8 protein-coding genes and 1 pseudogene are annotated in these 20856 nt (G+C 74.7%); 7 read left to right on the top strand and 2 right to left on the bottom strand.

The annotated features are described in order from the left end of the window. From PUR56_RS35410 to PUR56_RS35385, 6 genes and pseudogenes are all read left to right on the top strand, one after another. Positions 1-7495, top strand: a pseudogene (locus tag PUR56_RS35410) (hypothetical protein); the annotation flags it as partial. Between the two features lie 80 nt (positions 7496-7575). Further along, positions 7576-9099 (top strand): hypothetical protein, encoded by a 1524-nt coding sequence (locus PUR56_RS35405; protein ID WP_329951985.1) that lies wholly within the window; start codon positions 7576-7578, stop codon positions 9097-9099. A 156-nt stretch (positions 9100-9255) separates the two neighbouring features. Then, positions 9256-12621 carry a right-handed parallel beta-helix repeat-containing protein gene (locus tag PUR56_RS35400; RefSeq protein WP_329951984.1) on the top strand — a complete coding sequence of 1122 codons (3366 nt, stop codon included), beginning with the start codon at positions 9256-9258 and terminating at the stop codon, positions 12619-12621. Further along, complete coding sequence (locus PUR56_RS35395) at positions 12618-14039, top strand: S8 family serine peptidase (protein ID WP_329951983.1); 1422 nt, start codon at positions 12618-12620, stop codon at positions 14037-14039. The genes PUR56_RS35400 and PUR56_RS35395 overlap by 4 nt, the downstream gene beginning before the upstream one ends. Positions 14040-14237: 198 nt before the next feature. Beyond that, on the top strand, positions 14238-15002 hold the full coding sequence (locus PUR56_RS35390; RefSeq protein WP_329951982.1) for a sigma-70 family RNA polymerase sigma factor: 765 nt from the start codon (positions 14238-14240) through the stop codon (positions 15000-15002). A 548-nt stretch (positions 15003-15550) separates the two neighbouring features. Then, a complete protein-coding gene (locus tag PUR56_RS35385; RefSeq protein WP_329951981.1) occupies positions 15551-17131 on the top strand; it encodes a hypothetical protein in 1581 nt (526 codons plus the stop codon). Between the two features lie 142 nt (positions 17132-17273). Here PUR56_RS35385 and PUR56_RS35380 read toward each other — a convergent pair whose 3' ends face one another. Both PUR56_RS35380 and PUR56_RS35375 read right to left on the bottom strand, forming a co-directional pair. Next, positions 17274-17702 carry a hypothetical protein gene (locus PUR56_RS35380; RefSeq protein WP_329951980.1) on the bottom strand — a complete coding sequence of 143 codons (429 nt, stop codon included), beginning with the start codon at positions 17700-17702 and terminating at the stop codon, positions 17274-17276. A 322-nt stretch (positions 17703-18024) separates the two neighbouring features. After that, positions 18025-19593 (bottom strand): CehA/McbA family metallohydrolase, encoded by a 1569-nt coding sequence (locus tag PUR56_RS35375; protein ID WP_329951979.1) that lies wholly within the window; start codon positions 19591-19593, stop codon positions 18025-18027. A 193-nt stretch (positions 19594-19786) separates the two neighbouring features. Between PUR56_RS35375 and PUR56_RS35370 the strand changes: the two genes are divergently transcribed. Then, positions 19787-20716 (top strand): polysaccharide deacetylase family protein, encoded by a 930-nt coding sequence (locus PUR56_RS35370; RefSeq protein WP_329951978.1) that lies wholly within the window; start codon positions 19787-19789, stop codon positions 20714-20716. The last annotated feature ends 140 nt before the right edge of the window (positions 20717-20856 follow it).

Below are 20856 nucleotides of genomic sequence, written 5' to 3'. Positions count from 1 at the left end.
GCGCGAGGCCGACGAGGACGCGGAACAGGGACGGCGCGAGGCCGACGAGGACGCGGAACAGGGACGGCGCGAGGCCGACGAGGACGCGGAACAGGGACGGCGCGAGGCCGACGAGGACGCGGAACAGGGACGGCGCGAGGCGGTCGCGGGGAAGCGCAGGGCCGACGAGAGCGAGGAGCCCCGCCAGAGCGAGGAGCCCCGCGAGACGGAGGAGACCCGGGAGGTTCGGGACGAGGACTCCGAGGATTCGGAGGACCAGCGGAAGACGCCCGAGCAGCGGGCGAAGGAGGAGCGGCTGGCCGAGGAGAGGCGCGCGGGTAAGCGCCGGGCCGACGAGACCGAGGAGCCGCACCAGACGGAGGAGTCGCGCCAGACCGAGGAGTCGCGCCAGACGGAGGAGACCCGGGAGACGGAGGAGACCCGGGAGGTTCGGGACGAGGACTCCGAGGATTCGGAGGACGAGCGGAAGACGCCCGAGCAGCGGGCGAAGGAGGAGCGGCTGGCCGAGGAGAGGCGCGCGGGTAAGCGCCGGGCCGACGACGTCGGGGACGTGCCCTCCGTCCCGCATCCGCCGCTGAACGACGGTCTCACGATCGTCGCGTCGGAGACCCGCGACAACGTCGACCAGGGCCCGCAGGTGCCGAAGCTCGTCCTCGACCGCGGGGTGCTCGCCGGCTCGCACATGGTGACCAGCCTCGGCAAGCCGGACACCGTGCTGGTCAGGGAGCTCGGTACGAAGATCGCCGAGGCCCTCCCCGCCGACACGCCGAACCGGGAGTCCTTCGCCCGGGCGCTCGCCGAGAGCGTCGCCAGCGGCACGAGCCTGCGTTCCCTGGTGTCGGCCCTGTCCAGGGGGGACGTCCTGCACATCCCGGTCGGGACCGACGCCCGCCAGGGCACCGTCACCATCCGTGGCGAGGTGGCGGACCTGGTGCGCCACACCCGGAAGGAGAAGTTCGAGTACGAGGGCGGCGGCGACCGCGTGGTGACGCTCGGGGAGACCAAGGGAGCGAACAAGTCGGGCGGCCTCGGGCTCCAGGGGCGGGGCGACTTCTTCAAGATCATGCGGGTGGCTCTGGACGCCTTCGGCGTGAACCGCGACAAGACGCGTTCCGACGAGCTCACGACCAGCTCGAAGTTCTTCTCGCGGGCCAAGACCACGGAGGTCACCGAGGTCTTCCGCGGGAACCTGCTGGTCGAGGTGGGGTACCAGCCGAGGGGCAAGCGGGAGACCGACATCGCTCCGGCCCGACTGGATCCGAGGAACCGGAACCTCCTGACGACGCCGCTCGAAGTGGGCATCCCGGAGCGCGAGACCCGGCCGTCCACCGAGGCCGACATCAACAAGAACCTGCTGGGCGACCTCGACCAGGACCATCTCCGGCAGCAGCGGCTGCATTCCTCCAACGTCCTGCTGGACGTCCACGTGACCGGCGCGCCCCACGTCCGCACCACGGCGCGGGAGGACGCGGGCGGCTCCGTGCAGATGACGGACCGGAGCAGGCCGCAGGACACCCTGCCGACCCGCCGACAGGCCATGGTGGGTGTGGTCGAGGCCCTTCGCGAGAGCATCGTCCGCGAGAAGGCGACCCACGAGCAGACCGTCCGCGAGCGCACCGCCGACCAGGACGCCGCCGACCGGGACACCGCTCTCGACGACGCCGCCCGCGCCGACCGCACCCGCCGCGAGACGGAGACCGGCGCGAGGCTCGCCCGGGCCGAGGAAGCGCTCACGTACCACGGGAGCGTGCTGTCCGAGCGGCTCGTGGCCGAGTTCGGCTTCCGGCGTCTCCAGCAGGACTTCAAGGGCCTGACGAACGGCGAGTCGGTGATCGTCCGGGTGCCCGGCACCGACGTCTGGGCCGAGGTGAAGGCCGCCAGCCGCGGGATGCGCCTGGTGGCGACCACCAAGGACACCGAGTTCAACACCGGCGCCGGCGCGGCCATGACCAAGCTCCGGCGGAAGGTGGTGACCGGGTTCCTGCAGCTCCAGGGCGGCGGCCGGTTCGGCACCGACGTTCTGAACGTCGGCGCCAGCTACGGGAAGCGGTGGGGCAAGGACAGGATCATCGTCTCGGGCCGGACGCTGGAGACCGCGGTCACGACCAAGACCAAGGAGAACGGCGCGGTCCTCGACGGGGACGGTTACCTGGAGGTGACGATCCACAAGGGCGACGAGAAGCTGGGCGACACCATCGAGGTGCCGGTCGGGTTCCGGTCGCTGATGCCTCAGTCGGACCTCCTCGCCAACCAGCAGAGGGGGCCCGTCCTGGAGGCCGAGTACCTCCTCCCGGAGTCCGCCGTCATCCGCGACATCGGTTCGCTCGCCGAGGTGCGGAGCGATCTGGAGAGGGTCGGCCGGGAGCAGTACGGGAGCCTCTGGCCGCAGATCCGCACCGAGGTGATGCAGATCGTCACCCAGCCCTCGCTGGCCTCCAAGCTCGGTGCGATGAGCCGCGGGGACGAGTTCGAGCTGACCGCCTTCGACCGGGACAAGGTGGCCGGCGCGGTCGCCGCACTGGCGCAGCGCGGTCTCAAGGTGACCGTCAAGGCCACGCTGACCCACACCCAGCTCCTCCGGACGAGCGAGAAGGCCGACCTCAGCCGGCAGAACGAGTCCAGCAGCTTCAGGACCGAGCAGCGGTACACCAGTAAGTTCGATCTCAAGCAGGGGGCCGTCGGATACGCCCCGGTCAGCGAGATGCCCTCCGGCCAGGTACAGCTCAGCCAGGAGATCAGGGTCCGCGGCGGTGTCCGGGACGACGTCAACGACAAGCTCTACTCGAACAGCAAGATCCGGGAGGCGCAGGAGATCCACGGCGGGAGGATGAACCTGACGGTGGTCCTGGAAGGCGGCGGGTTCGGAACCCGTGAAGTCTCCGCGGGGATCGACACCGAGTTCAGCGTGAAGTCCCGCACCGACGCGCCGGCAACGGGCGGGCCGGGCCCGCTGCCGCGCAACGAACTCAGTGCCGCCTCCGTGGTGTCGTTCAGGAACGAGCCGGGGACACCGGGCGGTGACCGGTTGTTCCAGGACGTCCGGAACGCGCTGAAGGACCGCTTCCAGTGGCGCGGGGGCGTCTCCGACTCCCTGGAGCGCACCCTCCGGTCGGATCTCGGCGCGGTCGCGATGCAGGCCAAGCTGTCCGAGCTCACCCGGGGCGGGGTGCTCAAGGTGCCGGTCGCCGGTCCGGGCTGGTCGGCCGAAGTGGTCGTCCGGGCCGTATTGAGGGCGGCGCCCGTCACGAAGTACACCGTGAACGACGCCGAGTTCGAGGTCGGGACCCAGAACCGGACGGGGCACGGCGTCATGCGGGACATCCGGGACCGGGTGACGGGGGTCCTCGGGCTGACCGGCAGGGCGCAGAAGGAGCAGGGCGGCGGGCCCGGGCTGACGGTGACGGGCGACTACTCCTACCGTCACGAGTCGTCGACCGGTGGCAACCTGCAGAGCTCCGGCACCGCCGTCAACCGGGCGAAGAACGTCTCGACCGCCGTCGTGTCCGACGTCGACGTCCAGTACCAGGTGGAGATCCGCGGCTGGACGGGCGGGCTGGTCCCCAGCACGACGAAGCTCGACCCGATCACGATGCCGGCGGAGGTCGTCACCCCGCAGTACGGCGCGTTGGCACCGGCCGATGTGCGCGCGGTTCCGGACCGCATCTGGCAGGACCACGTGCTCGGCTCCTCCGACGTCGTCACCAACGTGTTCAGGCCCAGCGGCTTGGCGGCCACGGTGGCGCCGACCGACTTCGGCAAGGCCGTCCTGCGGGGGAGCAACGACCCGGGGGAGTTCGGCGGGCGCAACGTACAGGAATGGCTGCACGGGCTCGGCAGGTCCGGCCTCCGCCACAAGCTGTACGACGCGCTCAGCCCGAACAACCTGCACGACCAGCTCAAGGCCATGATGTCGGGCCGGGAACTGGTGGTCTCCGACGGCGGTGTGACCGTCAGGATCGGCGCGTCCGTCAAGCGGCTGGCCCACGAGGGGAACACCACGACCACCGAGTTCAACACCGGGACGAACGTCGAGCACACCCACTCGGCGGCCGACGGGGCGACCGGCGGCGGCAGCGGCTCCAGCCACCAGCTGCGGGCCGGGGTGGCCGTCTCGACCGGCCTGTTCTACGCGGGCGACACGCTGGCCGCGTCCTCCAGCAACAGCACGCGCGAGACGTGGTCGAACCGCACCGGCTCGGGCAACACCACCAAGGTGAAGCCCGTGGGCAACGTCTTCACCGGCGAGGCCAACCTGCACTTCTCGGTCGAGTGGAAGGACCTGGTCAGCACCGAGGGCCGGTTCGTCATGGTCACCAAGCGGGCCTACTTCCGGCGCGAGGTCGGCATGGACGTGGTCATCGACGTCGCGGAGACCCGGGAGACCGTGCCGGGCAACCCGCCGAACGAACCGACCAAGGACTTCGTGGCCGCGACCGCGCCGCGCGGCGCCGCCCTGCGCAGAGGACTGAACGACGACCGGCCGGTCGCCGAGGCCACCCCGGCCCCGCCCGCCCAGATCCCTCCCCCCAGGGTGTGGACGCACGGGCTGGTCGACACCGATGTGGTGCGCGACGCCGGCATGTCCCCGGACGCGCGGAAGCAGCTGACGGACGGCGCCGAGGAGTTCCTGGGATCGGACAACTGGGACCGCGTCCGGGGCATGGTGGAGCGGATGATCGACCCGGTGGCGCTGGCCAGCCGCCTCGTCACCCCGCACACCCCGGACGCCTCGGCGGGGGACACCCGGAACGACGCCTCGGACCCCGCACCGGAAGGCGCTCCCACGCCCCCGGGCTCCGTCCGACCGACCCTCACGGACGGCCCGGGCAACTCCACTCTCCTCCTGGGACGGACCGATCTGGCCGGCGACGTCCAGGTGGAGGTGCGGATGAAGATCAAGGAGCTGGAGTTCGTCAAGACCGACACCAGGACCGACTCCAACCCGACCAACACGTCGTCGGTCACCGACGGCGTCCGGGCCCAGCGCGCGTTCCGCGTGGCCAACCGCATCACGGGGGGCGTCGTCACCCCCGATACCTTCGGGATGGGCCACGCCAGCCTCCGTGGCGGCATCTACGTCGACACCGCCTACGAGCGCCGGACCGACGTCGAGACGGTCGAGGGCGGCCAGATCGTCAACAACGCCAAGATCTCCACCCCGACCGCGCGGTACCGAGGCTTCGCCGAGGTGGAGGTGATCTACCACAAGGGCGAGCTGACCATGCCCCGCATGGAGCTCATGGCGATCGAGATCGACATCCCCGCCGGTGACACCACGCCGACGCCGGTACCGCACAACGGCTTCCTGCGCTTCCACGAAGAGGCGCAGAGCGGCGAACTCCGCCTGCACGGCGCGCCGCCGGACGCGCTGAAGTCGGTGGCGGGTGCGCTGGGGCTCGACGTCGGCGCGCCCTCCGACCACGAGCGGATCCTGCGCGTCGGCCACATCGCCCGGAGGCTGCTCCCCGAGTCGCTCACCGTCGAGGGCCCCAGGGGCGAGCGGTGGTTGCGCGGCCTCGACCGGCTGCTCGACCTCGCCGCGAACGAGGAGGCCGGGGCTCCCTTCGACCGCCTGCGTGACGCGATGGCGGGCCGGCCGGTGCCGGTCCAGGACCGACGTCGCCTCCAGGACCTCGTCGAGCACGTCGGCGCGGACCTCGATCTGGCGGCGGGAGCCGCGAACGGCCACTGGGAGGTCCTGGGGGCGGGGCAGGAACAGCCGCAGCAACCGCAGCAGGGCGGGCAGCGGCAGCCGGACCTGAGTCTGCGCGAGCCGACCGTCCCGGACGTCCGGTGGACCGCCGACGCCGCCGACACGAGGTCCATGTCCCGACTGCTCGACCGGTTCCGGGCGACCGTCCTCCAGGAGGCCGCCCTCCGGGGGAACGCTCCGAGGGCGGAGGGGGACACCAGGCCGCCGGTGGTCGAGGTCACCCTGGACGGACCGGTCAATCGGGCCCAGCGGGAGGCCGACGCGCTGGAGCGGCGGCTGCGCACGCTGTCCCGGGGACTGACGTACGAGGTGGACGTGGTCATCCGGACTGTGGAGTCTCCGGTGCCGCGAGCGGCAGCCCCGGGCGAACCCGCGGGCGCCGTCCGCTCCTTCCGGATCGGACCGGAGACGCCGGACGCGGAGGACGGGGTGATCCGGCAGTCGGAGGAGGCATCGGGCGCCCTGTCGGGCGGATCCTTGCCGAACGTTCCGCAGGTGCGGCGTCCTTCGCAGGAGGACGGGGCGGAAGACCACGCGGACGATCAGGCCGATGGCCACGCGGACAACCGGGCGGACGATCAGGTCGACGACCAGGCGGACGACCAGGCGGACGACCACGCGGACGAGCAGGCCGGCAACCGGGCGGACGACCAGGCCGATGGCCGTGCGGACAACCGGGCGGACGAGCAGGCCGACAACCGGGCCGACGACCACGCGGACGATCAGGTCGACGACCAGGCCGGCAATCGGGCGGACGAGCAGACGGAGGACGTGCGGGAGGTCCCGGGCGGTCCGCTGTCGTTGAACGGGTCGGGTCCGGGCCAGGGCTCGAACGTACCGCTGACGCGACGGCGGGACGACGAGTCGGACGAGGAGCAGGCGCCGAAGCCGTCCGTGCGGCGCGACACGCTGGACGAGGAGCAGGACGCCGGCCTGATCGTGCCGGGCCTGTCGGAGAGCCGCTCGCAGGAGAACCGGCCGCAGGAGAGCCGCTCGCAGGAGAACCGGCCGCAGGAGGAGCGGTCGCCGGAGAACCGGGAGGTTCCGCTGCTGGACGCCGGTGCGTTCGTGCCGCGGCCGGTGCCGTCCCCGGACGACCCGCGTCGGCGCCCGACCGTGCCGACGGCGAGTTCGCGGCACGACGAGTCGGACGACTCGCTGACGTCGGATTCGCTGACGTCGGGTTCGTCGTCGCCGATCGAGCGGTCGGAGGGGCCACAGCACGAGCGCACGGAGTCGGGCGACTCGATGGTGACGGCCCCGCTCTGGCCGGTCGACGCCGCGACCTTCTACCAGCACGCGGGTGCGCGGTTGGGGGACGACTCGGACAACGCGTCGGTCGATTCGGACCTGCCGGACCTGCCGCACGAGCGCGACGCGTCGGGCGCCTCGTGGCGGACGGCACGGTTGTACGAGGGTGAGGAGGACTTCTACCAGCACGCGGGTGCGCGGTTGGGGGACGACTCGGACAACGCGTCGGTCGATTCGGACCTGCTGGATTCCCGGAGCGAGCAGTCGGAGGACTCGTGGGTGGAGGTCCAGCCGCCCCGGTTCTACCAGCAGGGCTCGAACGTGCCGCTGGGGAACGAGACGCCCCCGGTGGTCGAGTCGCTGCCGTTGCCGCCGTTGCCGCCGTTGCCGCCGCACGAGGCCGGCGGGCCGCCGCGGATCGAGGAACCCGCTCCCCAGGAGACCCTGGAGGACAGCATCTTCACCGCCCTGACACAGATGTACAACAACGGCGGGGCGGCGGGTGAACCGCCCGGCGGTGCCCGGCCGTAGAGAGGGAGTGGGAGCACCCGAGGTCCTGTCGGCCGGGTGGTCCCACCGACAGGGACTGCATGCGGAGCCGAGGAGCTGCGGTGGGGACGAGCACGGGCGGGAACGGAACGACGGGCATACAGCTGCCGTCGGTGGCCTGGGAGATGGAGGAGGAGGGCGACGGGGCAACCACGGCCCCGTCGGCGGGACCGGTGCCCTCCTCCGGTCCCTCGCCCTCCTCCGGAGCGGGCGCGGGCGCCGCGTCCGCTGCCGCCGGGGCTGCCGCCGTGGCGGCGGCGGCGCCTCCCGCGGTGCCGCAGTACGGGCCGCCCACGCCGGAGGCGTCGCCGACGCCGGCGGCCGTGCCCGCTCCGGACCCCGGCTCCTCCGGCAGCTTCCCGGAGGAGCCGGGAGCGCTGGAGCCCGTCGCTCCCGAGCCGGAGGGCGGCGCGCCCGACGGCGCTCTTCCCGGGCGGCGCGCCAGGTTCAAGCGGCCCGCACTGGTCGCCGCCGCCACGGCGGGGGTCGTGCTGATGGGCCTGCCGTTCCTGATCACCGACGGCGCCGACCGCCGGGACGGCCACGGCGGGCGGGGCGACGACCTCGGGGTGAACCAGCCCGACCTCCAGCTCGTCGACGGTCCGCAGATCGACGACGCCCCGGTGCCGCCCGCACCCGTCGACCCGCTCGTCACCGGCGACCCGACCGCGGCGCCCACCGAGGCGGCGCCCGTCCAGGGACCGACCCCGGGCGCCCCCGAGACGCCCGTCATCGACGGCGTGCCGGCCGGCCAGCCGGTGACCGCCGCCGTCCCCGGCGCGGCCCCGAACCCGCAGAACACCCGGCCCTCCAACGGTTCCGCCCCGGTGGCCAAGGCGCCGGGAGGCGGTGGGACGCAGCAGCAGGGGAGCGGTGGCGGTTCGGGCTCGCAGCCCGCCCAGGGCCAGCCGCCCGCGGGGCAGCAGCCCGCGCCCCCCGCCGCCGGGCAGCCGCCCGCCGCGCAGCAGCCCGCGCCACCGCCGGCCGGGCAGCCGCCCGTGGCCCAGCAGCCCGCGCCGCCGCCCGCGACCCAGCAGCCCGTGCCCCCGGTCCCGGCCCAGCCGCCCGCCGCGGCGAAGGCGACCTACAAGGCCGTGGGCGGCACCGGGTGCTCCACCTCCTCCGCCACCTACGCCCAGCACGGCTGGTACGAGCAGGACACCAAGGGCTGGCTGAACAACTCGGCCGGCGGGTACACCGGTTCGGGCTGCAACGGCAAGTACGTGTCGATGCCGATGTCCGGCGCGGAGGCCAAGGACGACACCGACAACTGGGTGCTCTGGACGTTCTCCACGGCGCCGGTGACCAATGGCAGTTGCAAGATCGCCGTCTACGTGCCGAACAACTCGGACGTCAAGGCGGTCGGCGCCGCGCCTGCGTACTACACCGTCCAGAACGCCTCGGGCGGCACGATCGGCGACTTCCCGGTCAACCAGAGGACCAACCGGGGAAGTTGGGTCACCGGGGGGACGTTCGCGGTGAGCGGCGGGAAGATCGCCGTGAAGCTGCACTCGCGCGGCATCGACTGGAACGACAAGGCGCACATCGCCGCGTCCGCCGTGAGTGCCGACTGCACGGCCGCCTGACACCGCCACCCCGGGCACCGCGCCCGCCTGCCCGCCGGAGCTCGACCCACCGCCCCACGACCCACCGCAGCACCACCACCGCACCACGACGACCGCAGCACCACCACCGCACCACGACGACCGCTATACGGCGAAGAACCCCAGGAGATGAAGGCCATGTCGCGCCATGTGCTGACGGTGTGCCCGGAGCAGCGCGGCGGCCCGTACCGCACGATCGGCGACGCGCTCGCGGCGGCCCGCAACGGGGCGGTGATCTCCGTGCGCCCCGGCCGCTACGAGGAGAACCTCGTCATCACCAAGATGGTCACCATCACCGCCGAGGAGCCGCGCGGCAGCGTCCGGATCACCGCCCGGCGAGGGTGCGTCGTCCAGGTGGTGGCCGAGGCCGTCCAGCTCACCGGCCTGATCGTGCAGGGGCAGGACGAGGAGCTGCCCGCGGTCGACGTGCCGCGCGGGCAGGCGGCGCTGTCCGACTGCGAGGTGGTGGGCAGCTCCTGGACCGCGGTGCTCACCCGCCAGCAGGGCTCGCTCGCGATGCGCGACTGCCGGGTCACCAACCCGGCCGGCGCCGGCATCGTCGAGACGTCCACCGGCACCAGCGTGATCGAGGACTGCGTCATCGAGCACCTCGGGACGTCGGCCGTGGTGATCGGCGAACGGGCCAACCCGCTGCTGCGCAACTGCGTCCTGCGCGACGCGCGCGGCAACGGCGTCTGCGCGAACGGCGAGGCCCGCGGCACCCTGGAGGACTGCGAGATCTCCGTCACCGACAAGCCCGCCGTCGCGCTGGAGGAGCGCTCCACCACGCGACTGCTGCGCACCACCGTCCACGACACCACCATCGGCGTGTACATCAGCTCCGAGGCGCGCGTCCTGCTGGAGGACTGCACGGTCACCGGCACCTCCGGCCACGGCATCGCGCTCGCCGGCGGTACCGATCCCGAGCTGCGCCGCTGCCGGGCCACCCGTACGGCGGGCCACGGCATCCACGTCACCGCCCGTTCGCGCGGCGTCTTCGAGGACTGCGAGGTGGACGGCGCCGAGGGCACCGGCATCTGGGTGGGCGAGTCCGCCGGCCCGGTCCTGACCCGCACCGTCGTCAAGGACTGCGGCGCGGTGGGCGTCGAACTGACCGGGGGCAGCACCGCCGACATCGACCGGCTGGAGGTCCGGGACGCCACCGGCGCCGGTGTGTCGATCACCGACGGCGCCAACCCCAGGCTGCGCCACCTGACCGTCACCGGCGCGGGCGCCGACGGCGTCGAGGTGGTCCGGGACGGCCGGGGCCGGCTGGAGGGCGTCGAGGTGGTGGACGCAGGCCGGTCCGGGCTGCGGATCGCCGACGGCGCCGACACCTTCGTCGGCAACGCGGTGGTGCGCGGGGCCAAGGGGGCGGGCGTCCTGGTCGGCAAGGTCGGCCGGGCCGCGCTGCGGGACTGCGAGACGTCCGCGTCCGGGGACGACGGCCTCGCGGTCGAGGACGGTGGCGAGCTGACCTGCACCCGGGTCCGCACCCACGGCAACCGCCGGCACGGCGTGCGGATCGGGGCCGGGGCGCGAGCCGTGCTGACCCAGGTCGACGCGGTGGAGAACATCGGCGACGGAGTGCGCCTCGACTCCGCCGAGGCGGTCCGGCTGACCGGCTGCACGCTGGCCCGCAACCGGGGCTCCGGCCTGCGGCAGACCGCGCCGAGCGAGCGGCTCGCCGTCGAACAGCTGGCCAGCGAGGAGAACGGCCTGCCCGACGCGCACGGCACCGCGACCGCGGCCACCGCCCGGCCCGCCACCGGCGCGGAGAGCGCCGACCCCGGCGGGGCGTCCGCGGCCGAGGCGGGGGGCCGGCCCGCCGGTGAGGCGGGTCCGGTCGTCGCGCCCGGTCCGCTGGAGGTGCTGGAGTCACTGGTCGGCCTGGCGGGCGTCAAGGAGCAGGTGGCCACCCTGGTCAACCTCAACAAGCTGGCCCGGCGCCGGGAGCTGGCCGGCATGCCGAGCCTCCCGATGAGCCGCCACCTGGTCTTCGCGGGCCCGCCCGGCACCGGCAAGACGACCGTCGCCCGGCTCTACGGCGCCATCCTCGCCGAGCTGGGCGTGCTGCGCAGCGGGCACCTGACCGAGGTGGCCCGGGCCGACCTGGTCGCGTCGATCATCGGCGGCACCGCGCTCAAGACCACCGAGGTGTTCCAGTCGGCGCTCGGCGGGGTGCTCTTCATCGACGAGGCGTACACGCTCTCGGCGGGCTCCGGCGGCAGTGGGCCGGACTTCGGCCGGGAGGCGATCGACGCCCTGGTCAAGCTGATGGAGGACCACCGCGACGACATCGTGGTCATCGTGGCCGGCTACTCGGCCGAGATGACCGACTTCATGGCCAGCAACCCCGGCCTCGCCTCCCGGTTCAGCCGGACCGTCGAGTTCGCCAACTACGAGGTGGACGAGCTGGTCACCATCGTGGAGAAGGCCGCCGGGGCCCACGGCTACGAGCTCGCCGACGGCAGCGTCGAGGCTCTGGCGCTCCTCTTCGAACAGATGCCGCGCGGCGCGGACTTCGGCAACGGGCGGGCGGCCCGCAAGGTCTTCGAGGAGATGGTCGACCGGCAGGCCACCCGTCTCGCCGCCCAGCCCGAGATCAGCGACGAGGACCTCGCGCTGCTCGTCCCCGAGGACGTCGGCGTCGAGCTCGCGGCCCCCGTGTCGGCGGCCGACGGCACCGAGCCGCTCGCCGAACTGGCCGCCCTGGTCGGGCTGCCGGCGGCCAAGGAGCAGGTCGAGGACCTGGTCAACCTGCTCCGTCAGGCCCGCCGCCGGGAGGAGGCCGGGCTGCCGACCGCGACCATCAGCCACCACCTGGTCTTCGCCGGGCCGCCCGGCACCGGCAAGACCACCGTCGCCCGCCTCTACGGGCGGCTGCTGGCCGAACTCGGCGTGCTGCCCAAGGGGCAGCTGATCGAGACCGCACGCGCCGACCTGGTCGGCCGCTACGTCGGCCACACCGCGCAGCTCACCAAGGAGGCCTTCGAGCGGGCGCGCGGCGGAGTCCTCTTCGTCGACGAGGCGTACACCCTGACGCCCCGGCACGGGGGCGGCGGCGACTTCGGGCAGGAGGCGGTGGACACCCTGATGAAGCTCATGGAGGACCACCGGGACGAGGTGGTGGTGATCGTGGCCGGCTACGACGACGAGATGCGGCACTTCCTCTCCTCCAACCCCGGCCTGGCGTCCCGGTTCTCGCGCCAGATCGACTTCGGCCACTACACGGACGACGAGCTGGTCACCATCGTGACGAACCATGCCGAGTCGGCCGGGTACAGCTGCGCGCCGGAGACGCTGGAGGCGCTCGGGCGACTGTTCGCCTCGGTGCCGCGCGACCGGACCTTCGGCAACGGTCGCTTCGCCCGGCAGACCCTGGAGGGCATGATCACCCGCCAGGCGGGCCGGCTCAGCCGACTGGACGTCGCCGACCTCTCCGAGCTCAGCCTGCTGCTGCCCGGCGACATCGCGGCGGACCGCCTCGGCAGCACGGTGTGAGCGGACGGGCCAGCCGGGCCGGGCGGGCGACCGTCGCGGTGTGCGGTCTCACCCTGCTCGCCGCGGTCGCCCCGTCGGTGGCGGCCGGGCCTGCGGCGGTGGCTGCCGTGCCGGCCGTCCTGCCGGCGGCGCCCGGGGCGGGGCCGACGGCCGCCGTGCCCGCCGCTCCCGCGGTCCCCGTCGCACCCGGCGTGCCCGTTGCACCGGGCGCGGCGTCGGCGCCCGCGGCCCCCGGGGCGTCGCCGGGCGCGGCGGAGCTGCCCGGGGTGGCGCAGACGCTGCCCGACGTCAAGCAGAACGGCTGCCGCAAGCCCTCCACCCGGACCCTGGACCGGCCCGGGTGGGCCCAGGCGTACCTGCGGTCCGACGCCGTGTGGCCGCTCAGCCGGGGCGCCGGCGTGACGGTGGCCGTGATCGGCTCGGGGGTGGACGCCTCGGCGGGGTCGGCGTCCGGTGCACTGGCCGGGCGTCTGAAGCTCGGCCCCCGGCAGTACGGGTCGGGCGACTCGGGCCAGGACTGTGTCGGCCACGGCACGTTCCTCGCGGGCCTGGTCGCCGGCCGCCGGATGCCCGACGGCGGACCGTCCGGACTCGCCCCCGGGGCGACCGTGCTGGCCGTGGCCGCCACCGACGACGCCGGCAGCACCACGTCCGACCTGCTCGCCAAGGGCATCCGCGCGGCGGTCGACGGCGGCGCCCGGATCGCCGTCGTCGCGGCGCCGGTGGCGGAACCCGCGCCGGCGCTGGCCGAGGCGGTCGGTTACGCCGCCGCCAAGGGCGTGCTGCTGGTCGCGCCCGCCGGGCCGGACGGGCAGACGGCCGCCGCGCCGGTGTACCCGGCCGGCTACCCCGGCGTGCTCGCGGTGGCGGGCCTCGCCCCTGACGGATCCGTGCCCGTCGGGGCCGCGGGCGGAGGGGCCTCCGGTGGCGGTGCCGCCGCGTCCGGGGCCGCCGGAGCTCCCGCCGGGCGGGCCTCGCGGGTGGACCTGGCGGCGCCGGGCGAGGCCGTGCAGGCCGCCGGCCCGGGCGGGGGCCACTTCACCGCCTCGGGTCCGAGTTACGCCGCGGCCCTGGTCGCCGGGGCGGCGGCGCTGGTGCTCGGCCGGTCGCCCGAGCTGACCGTCGAGCAGCTCGCCGACCGGCTGCGGGAGACCGCCTACCGGCCCGGCTCCGCAGTGCCCGATCCGGTCGTCGGCTGGGGGGTGGTGGACCCGGTGACGGCCGTCACCGTCGCCCCGGCCGCCGCACACGCTCCGCTCTCACCGACGGACCCGGTCGTCGTCCCTCCGCCCGCCGACCGCTCGGCCGTCCGGCGGGCTTCGGCGCTGGCCGGCGCGATCCTCGGCGGGGCCGCGCTGGTCGGCCTGGCCGCCGCCGCGGTGCGTGCGGGGCGCCGACGGGGCTGGCGCGCGGGGTGATCGCCGACGGCCGCCAACGCCGGGCCAACGGCCCGGTGCCGGTGGCATTGGCGTGACGTTGGCCCGTCGTTGGCGACGGCTGCGAGCGTGGCACCGCCGGGGGGAGCGGTCCGAAGGGAGCGGTACACCCGGCGCACCGAGTCAGCGGTCGAGCGATCGACCGATGCACCGACGAATGTGGTAAGGGACCCAACAGCCGTGGCCATCGACGCTACCGCCCACGACGGAACGACCATCCAGGACTCCGGGTCGCCGAGCCCGGAGAACACCCTGGGGGGCGAGCGGAGAGGGTCGGAGCCCGCCCGGCGCAGCCCTGACCTGCCCGCGCCCGAGGGGGCGACGGACGGCGGGCCGACGGCGGACGCGACCACCGTGCCGGCGGCCGAACCGACGGCCGGGGCCGGGAAGGCCGTCGCCCCGGTGACCGTGCCGCCGGCCGCCCGGCCCACCCTGGACCAGGACACCCTGGCCGAGCTCTTCCGCCTGCACGGCGGCTACCTGCTGCGCGCGATGCTCCGCGTCACCAGCGGCGACCGCGGCAAGGCCGAGGACATCGTGCAGGAGGCCCTGCTGCGCGCCTGGCAGAACCCGGCCGCCATCCACCGAGGCCCCGAGCACAGCCGCCCCTGGCTGTTCACCGTGGCCCGCCGGATCGCCATCGACCACTACCGGATGCAGGCCGCCCGGGCCCAGGAGGTCGCCGACGAGGCGCCCGAGGAGCACGCCGGCGCCCACGACCCGTACGACGAGGTGCTCGCCGCCCGGGACATCGCGGTCGCCATGGCCGAGCTCCAGCCCCACCACCGGGACGTGCTCGTCGAGCTGCACATGAGGGGCCGCTCGATGGCCGAGGCGGCGGTGGTGCTGGGGGTGCCGGTCGGGACGGTCAAGTCCCGCAACTTCTACGCCGTCCGCGCCCTGCGGCCGATCCTGGAGGCGCACGGCATGGCGACGGCCGGCTGACCCGTCGCGCCGTTGACCCGTCCCGCCGGGTGGGACCGGCTCCGGCCTGTGTGGGCGTCGGCCGGTTCCCTGCGGTCCTCTCCGGACCCGTGCGGTTCCTCCGTGCGGCCCCTCCGGGCAGTTCGGCGGAGAAGTCGGGCGGAGGCCGGTGAACCGTCCGGCCCCCGCCGCCCGTTGATCACAGTGGCGGCACCGCCACCGGAGCTCGTTCCCCCCGTGCGGGCACCGGTAGCCACCGCTCCGGCGGGGCAGCAGTCCCTTGCGCGGGACTGCTGCCCCGCCCGGGGGACCGTCAGGTCTGCTCCCGCCCGTCCCGACCGGTCCGCCGGCGGATGAACCGGGTGTGACGGACCGTCCGTAGTCACTGCTGAGCGGCCGAACTCCCGGCTCCCGCGCCCCGGCGGGTGTCGGGCCCCTGCGGCGGCCCGGTGTTCCCCCTTGTGGGAGGGCGGACACCGGGCCGCCGGTCCTCGGGCCCGCCGACCGGGCCGTTCCCGGCGATGGAGAGCTCCGGCCGTCCGTGCCCGTCCGAGCCCAGGAGAGTCCCGATGGCCAGACACCGGCTCAGCCGCCGCCGGCGGATCACGTTAGCCGCGACGGCCCTCGCCGCCGGCAGCGCGCTGATCCTCGCGCCGCGCGACGCGCCCGCCGCGGCCACCGCCACCGACCCGGTCGGCCTCAACGCCGCCCACGCCTACCTCGGTTGGGGCGACGCGCCGGACCCGGTCGCGGTCATGAAGGCCACCGGTCTGCGCCAGTTCGCCCTCTCCTACGTGCTCGCCGGAGGTTCCGGCTGCGAGCCGCGCTGGGACGGCTCCCGACCGCTCACCGGCGGCTCCGACGAGGCCGCGATCAAGCGCATCCGCGCCGCCGGCGGCGAGGTGCTCGCCGCGTTCGGCGGCTGGGACGGCGCGAAGCTGGGCGAACGCTGCGGCACCGCCGCCGAACTCGCCGCCGCCTACCAGAAGGTGGTCGACGCCTACGCGCCGCTCAAGGCGGTCGACATCGACGTGGAGTCCACCGAGCTGACCGACCCGGCGGTGCGGCGGCGGATCGTCGAGGCGCTGCGGATGCTCAAGGCGAAGAACCCCGGCCTGCTCGTCTACGTCACCTTCCAGACCGAGCAGAAGGGCCCCGACGCGGACGGCACCGACCTGATCGCGCTCGCCGCCAAGTCCGGTCTGGTGGTGGACGGCTGGACCGCGCTGCCGTTCGACTTCGCCGGTCGGGAGAGTGACCTGCCCGCCGTGGTCCGGCAGTCCGTCACCGGCCTCCAGCGCGCCGTGGCCACCGCGTACGGGTGGGCGGACGACCAGGCCTGGCGACACGTCGGCCTGGTCGCGATGAACGGCCGCACCGACCAGCAGGGGGAGCAGCTCACGGTGGCCGGCCTCCGCACCGTCCGGGAGTTCGCCGCCACCCACCACCTGGCCCGCCTCGGTCTCTGGGCGGTCAACCGTGACCGGCCCTGCCCGGCCGACGCCCCCGCCGGTCCGACCTGCAGCGGTGTGAAGCAGGCGGCGTACGACTTCACGCGCGTGGTCGCCGGGTACCACACGGACTCGGTACCCGGGGACGTGGGCGGCCCCTGCCGCATCCCCCTGCCGTCGATCCCGCCGCTGGCCGTCCCGTCCGGTTCGGCGTCCGGTTCGGCGTCGAATTCACCGGCCGCCGGACGGTCGGTCTGCCCGACCCCGACCGCCACCGTGACGCCGACGCCGACGCCGACGCCCACGGCGACCTCGACGCCCACGTCCGGCGGGTCCCCGTCCGGCACGCCGAGCGCGAGTCCGACGTCCGCGAGCCCGACGTCCGCGAGCCCGACGTCCGCGGCCCCGGTACCCGGCTCGGCCGTCCCCCCGGCGGTCCCGCCGGCCACCACCGTCGCCGCCCCGGTGCCCGGTGCCGGCGCCGACACCCCGGGCCCGGTGGCCGTGGCCGCACCCGCTCCGGCCCCCGCCCCGGGCGGCTCGCTCGCCGCCACCGGCGCGAGCGGCGTCACCGACACCCTGCTCACCACTTCGGGGGCGCTGCTGTTCCTCGGCGGCGCCATCGGTCTGGTCGGAACCCGTCGCCGCGACCCCGAGGGCACTCCGGCCGGCGGCCCGACCCCGCCCTCGGCCGCCTGACGCCACACCGCACCGGCCCCGTCCGGCGCTCCCGTCGTCCCGGGAGCGCCGGACGGGGCCGGCGGCCGTTCTGGTCGCCGACCGACGCCGGGCGACGCGGGGCGGTCACCCGCCCCGCGGGGACCCCGGGGACCCCGAGGGGTCACCACCCGAGGAGGTAGGCCCCCCGCCGCAGGCCGGCCAGCACGGCTCCGGCCGTCTCCTCCGCCGTCCCCCTGCCACCCTCGCTCCGGTGCGCGCTCGCGCCCCCGTTCAGCACCACGTAGTGCAGCGCCGCCCCCGTCGCCCGGCTCTCCCGGCGGAAGGAGTCCAGCGCCGTCGGCGCGACCGAGCCCTCCACCACCACCTGGTAGCCGCCCGAGGCGAAGGCGAAGGCGGCCTGCGCGGCCGCCGCGAGTGCGGTCACGTTCTGCCGCCGGGCCTCCGGCAGGTGCGGCGCGACGTACCCCTGCCGGACCGCCCGCTGGAAGTCCTCCGCGCGCAGGTGGACGCTCGGGTACAGCGCGTCCGCGACCAGCGGGGCGACCGCACCGATCCCGGCCCCGGCGGCCGGGTCGGAGAGGACGACCACGCTGCCCGCTCCCCGTCCGCCTCCGAGCTCGGGCCCACCTACGGTCGTACGGTTCACAGCTGCTGATCCCTTCACGGGCGGGGAAGGACGGGGAGCCGGGGCGGGACGGCCGGAGCGCGCGGGCCGGCCCGACGCGGAACACAGGCGGGCCGAACCCGGCAAAGCGGACAGCCGACCGCCTCGTCCCCACGAGTGACTGCTGTCGGAGATCAACCTAGTCCACCGCGCGGCCCCGAGTCCTCCCCCTCCCGATACCTCCCGCCGGTCCTCCCCGCGCTCCTCACGCCTGCCCTTCCGGACCTCGCCTCCGGGGCCCTTCGCGCTACTCCGCCACCTGAAGGACGATCGGGTTGGTCAGCGCCGCCATCGGGCCCCACGGCAGGTCCGGCCCCATGGAATTGCCCTTCCCCGGGGTCCCGTCGGCCCTGGGGCGCCGGACCTCCGCCCGGACGAACGCCGCCAGCGAGGCCGTCGTCCGCCAGACCACCGTGCCCGCGCCGTCGGCCGGCAACGACTCCTGGTGCAGCTGGCCCTCGTCGGTCAGGAACCGCACCGTGCCGTTCGGCACTCCCGCGACCGCGAGCCGGACGTCCACCGGCGCGTCCGCCGGGACGGTCAGCTCCTCGCCGATGCCCGCCTGCCGGCCGTTCCCCGTGGCGGTGAACTCCAACTGGACGGTTGCCGATTCGGCCAGCCAGCTGCGCCCGGACCGGATCCCGTCGAGGACGTCGTCCCGGGTCAGGTCCTCGGCCAGGACGACCGTGTGGGGCGAGCCGATCACCTGCGGCGCGCTGTGCGCGTCGCTGTTGCCGACCGCGGGAAGCCAGGACCGGCCCTGCCGCAGCGCCACCGCCAGCCGGGCGTCCCAGCCGTCCACCGCCGACTCGTCGTCGTACGTCCACGGGCCGTTCCACACCTCGACGGCGTCGGCGTCCTCGTACCCGAACTTCCACTGGCAGGCGACGTACGGGCAGAACGGGTGCGCCGGCACCACGAGGCCGCCCTGCCGCCGCACCTGCCGGGCGAAGCGGGGGAACGCCTCGTCGCGGGAGCGGTACCGCCAGTCGACGAACTGGCCCGGTTGCAGACCCAGGGCCAGCCAGTGGCCGTTCCTGGTGGTGACCTCCTCGCCGAGCATGATCAGCAGGTCCGGCCCGGCGAGCGGACCCCAGACACCGTGGGCGGAGGTGGTGTTGTGGTCGGTGGAGACGAGGAAGTCCAGCCCGGCGGCCCGGGCACCGGCCGCCACCTCGGCGGGCAGCCGCCGTCCGTCGGAGTGCACGGTGTGCAGGTGGCAGTCGCCCCGGTACCAGGCGCGCCCGCGCCCCCGCGCCCGCTCCGGCGGGTACGAGGGGGTGAAGACGCCCCCCGGGGCCCCGGAGCGGAGGGTCACGTCGACCCGGTACTCCAGCCCCTGGGGTGCCACCTGGTACGGGCCGAGCACGACGTGCCAGCGCCCGGGCCGGACCGGTCCCGGCAGGTAGCCGGGGGTCGCCTGCTCGCGGCTCACCGAGAACTCCGTCCGGAACCCGCCCGACCAGCCGCGGAAGCCGCGCCCGCCGAGGTCCGTGCCGCGCTCGTCGAAGAGCCCGATGTCGCAGGAGTTCCCCGGAGTGCCGGCTGGAACGGTCGGCTTGTCGTACCGGTAGGTGACGGCGACCTCCCGGACCCCCGCCGGCACGTCGAACGGCAGGTAGACGAAGTCGGGGGCTCCGGTCGGCAGCCGTCCGGTGAGCGTGATCGTCCGGTCCGCAGCTCCGGGCGTTCCCTCCTCCGCGCGGGCGGCGCCGGCACCCGCCGCACCGAGTGCCCCGGCCGCGCCGGCCGCCCCGGCCGCGAGCAGCCCGCGCCGGCCCAGTAACCCCTTCTCGCCGTGCACATCGTCCGCCATCAGATCCTCCGACTCGCCCGGGACGTTTTCCGCCTCCTACCCGCGCTCCCGCCCGCCCCGGTGAACCACGGGTGAGCCGGACCTCACGTTCACGCGGCAGCCCCGTGAAGGTCGCCCGGGTTGCGCGGACTGACGATCAGTCTCTTCATGGGACGTGGATCATCTGAACATCAGACAGCCCGGGAGGCTCCCCATGTCACTCAGCCGGCGGACCCTCCTGGCGGTCGCGGCCGGCAGCGCGCTGGCCGCGTGCCGGCCCTCCACCGCGCGTCCGCCGACCCCGCCCGGCCCTCCCACCCCTCCACCGACCGCCTCACCCACGCCCACCCCCGCGCCCACATCCGCGCCCGCAGAGACGCCCACGCCCACCCCCACCGCGGCAGCCGCCTCCGCCCCGGCGGCCATCCCCGTCCCGCTCCCCACCCGCACCACCGTCACCACCCGCTACGCCGAGGCCGCTCCCACCGACTGGGGCCTCGACGTCCCCGGCGTCCTGAGCGCGCTCCCCGACGGCGAGCGCGCCATCGCCCTCACCTTCGACGCCTGCGGCGGACCCGGCGGCTCCGGCTACGACGCCGGGCTGATCGAGGCCCTCCGCACCCACGACGTCCCCGCCACCCTCTTCCTCAACGCCCGCTGGATCGACGCCAACCCGGCGGCCTTCGAGGACCTCGCCGCCGACCCCCTCTTCGAGATCGCCAACCACGGCACCGCCCACCGCCCCCTGTCCGTCACCGGCCGCTCCGCCTACGGCATCCTCGGCACCGGCGACGCGGGCGAGGTCTACGACGAGATCTCCGGGAACCTCGAAAAGCTCACCGCGCTGCTCGGCCGGCCACCCCGCTACTTCCGCGCGGGCACCGCCCACTACGACGACGTCGCCACCCGCATCGCCGCCGACCTCGCCCAGCCCGTCGCGGGCTTCACCACCAACGCGGACGGCGGAGCCACCCTCACCGCCATCCAGGTCCACCGCGAACTCCTCGACGCCCCGCCCGGCGCCATCGTCATCGCCCACATGAACCACCCCACCGCCGGCACCGCCCGCGGCCTCGCCACCGCCCTCCCCACCCTCCTCGCCACCGGCCGGACCTTCACCCGCCTCTCCGACGCCTTCCACTGAGAAGACGTCTCATTTGGGCTTGTAGGCTGGTCCGGTGACGATCGTGGAGCGTCTGGTGCCGGACGAGTTGTGGGAGTTGTTCCAGTTGGTGGTGCCGGCGGCGCCGACCCGCCCGCAGGGCGGTGGTCGGCGCCGCTACG

The sequence above is a fragment of the Streptomyces sp. BE303 genome (genome assembly GCF_036290945.1).
Taxonomy (GTDB): domain Bacteria; phylum Actinomycetota; class Actinomycetes; order Streptomycetales; family Streptomycetaceae; genus Kitasatospora.
The sequence above is the reverse complement of the archived record's forward strand: the minus strand, read 5'-3'. Positions and strand labels throughout refer to the sequence as shown.